We start from the raw sequence: 2206 nt of genomic DNA on the forward strand, positions 1-2206 counted from the left end.
AATACAAAATAATTCGGTAATATGATCCATTGAGAAGCCTTGTTTTATAACATTTTGTCTTGAGAACCAATATGTTACAAAAACAGGGCTTTTTTTCTACTCTTTTTTTATATCGAACTCAGGTTATTTAATCAATGTTTCACGATTTTCATCGTGAAACTAAGTCTATTCGCAAATTTCAATGAGTTACTCACTGTCTTTTAAATAGCGGTATACCGCCTGGCGACTAATTCCAAATGCCTGGCCTAATGCCATTTTTGAAGGGTACTTCCCCTCCTTCCATGCCTGCCGTAAAGCTTCAGCTTGGTCGGGTTTTAATTTATGTACCCGGCCTTTGTACTTTCCTTGAGTAGAGGCTAGTTTAATTCCTTCCTTTTGCCGTTCTAAAATGATCTCACGTTCGAACTGTGCAAAAGCACCCATCAGTTGCAGCATCAAATTATCCATCGGAGTGGATTGGGCCGTAAAAGTAATATTTTCTTTTACAAACTGGATGGCGATCCCTCGTTTGACCAGTTTATCTACTTCAGTGACCAAATCTTTTAGGCTTCGCGCAAAACGATCCATGGAATGTACAACAACTTGATCGCCTTCCCTGACATAGTTCAACATTTCCTGAAATTTAGGTCGATCGGTATTTTTACCTGAAGCGCGATCAACAAAAATTCGATCGACTTCAATTCCCTCAAGTTGACGTCCCGTATTTTGCTCGACTGAACTGACCCGGACATAACCTACTTTTTGACCTTTCACTTTTTCATGCCCCAATTGGATAAAAATGAACAATTTCGTAAATTATAAATCTTTAATACCAAAGTTACATGTTACTTATGATTAAAAATCATTTAAATGAGACATGCTTTTACGAACTTTTAGATTGTCACTTTAGGGTATACTCTATGAATACATACTTTAGACAAAGATTTGGGCTTTATCGTCGTCATGCGAATTATTGTTGGTCATTTACGACTGATAGTTTGTCATTGAACGACACACTAGTTGTTATTGATAAAAAACCGCCATATTATCTATTGGCGGTTTTTTCATGATTCTTAACTTATATTTTCTAATTTTTATAACTTGATTCGCATTTTTCTGGAACTCATAAGAGACTGGGGATTCTTCATACATATACCCATCTAAAAGGGCACTGTTGCAAATAGGCTGACATGATAAGCTAAATATCTTATTTATTTCGAGATACAGCAGATGAATCCCTTCCACGGTCGGCACTTTCAAGGTGAAATCATTCTTTGGGCTGTTCGTTGGTATTGTAAATATGGCATCAGCTATCGTGAACTTCAAGAAATGCTCGCTGAACGAGGCATAAATGTGGATCACAGTACAATTTATCGTTGGGTTCAGCGTTATGCTCCAGAAATGGAAAAACGGTTACGCTGGTATTGGCGTAATCCTACAGATTTACATTCATGGCATATGGATGAGACTTATATCAAAGTGAAGGGGCGATGGACTTACCTGTATCGTGCAGTTGATCAACGGGGTCATACGATTGACTTTTACCTTTCCGCTAGACGGAACAGTAAATCAGCCTATAGTTTTCTAGGAAAGATCTTCAATACGGTGAAAAAATGGCAAATTCCAAGGGTCATCAATACAGATAAAGCAGCGACCTATGGCCATGCTTTATCACGATTAAAGCGAGAAGGAAAATGTCCAGTAGATATTGAGCACAGGCAGATTAAGTATAAAAATAATGTCATTGAATGTGATCATGGTAAGTTAAAGCGAATCATCAGGGCCACATTAGGATTCAAATCTATGAAGACGGCTTATGCCACAATTAAAGGTATTGAAGTCATGCGTGCACTACGTAAAGGACAAGCATCGTCATTTTATTATGGTCAGCCTCAGGGTGAAGTGTGTCTAATCAACAGGGTTTTCGGTCTCTAAGCACTTTTTAAAGGGAACATCATCGACTCAAATCTCTATTTGCAACAGTGCCGTCCTCTTTGAGCTGCTATAAGTTCTCATAGTAGTTTCCACTCATATCTACTAGAGGAAATATTTTTAGTTCCTGACTTGTCAATCTGAATAGCTCTTCAATTGTGTCGTAGTGAGAGGTGGATCAGGAAATTTGAACAACACTTATAAGTGATATTTTGCTCCCCAAATGATGTTATAAACATCAATATATGGAGTATTTTATGACACGTAGACCAAGAAGAAATCATTCAAATGACTT

2 protein-coding genes are annotated in these 2206 nt (G+C 37.7%); one reads left to right on the forward strand and one right to left on the reverse strand.

The genetic code is table 11. The features are described from left to right. Positions 1-186: 186 nt before the first annotated feature. Positions 187-753 (reverse strand): recombinase family protein, encoded by a 567-nt coding sequence (locus AC1P5O_RS16415; protein WP_004668329.1) that lies wholly within the window; start codon positions 751-753, stop codon positions 187-189. 456 nt (positions 754-1209) lie between these two features. On the opposite strand from AC1P5O_RS16415, the gene AC1P5O_RS16420 reads away from it, so the two are divergent. Beyond that, positions 1210-1914 (forward strand): IS6-like element IS1008 family transposase, encoded by a 705-nt coding sequence (locus AC1P5O_RS16420; RefSeq protein WP_001067783.1) that lies wholly within the window; start codon positions 1210-1212, stop codon positions 1912-1914. The last annotated feature ends 292 nt before the right edge of the window (positions 1915-2206 follow it).

The organism is Prolinoborus fasciculus (assembly GCF_056724605.1).

What these genes read in the sequence shown, in the direction of transcription:
- AC1P5O_RS16420 (WP_001067783.1), top strand. Translation starts at nt 1,210, where the DNA reads ATGAATCCCTTCCACGGTCGGCACTTTCAAGGTGAAATCATTCTTTGG.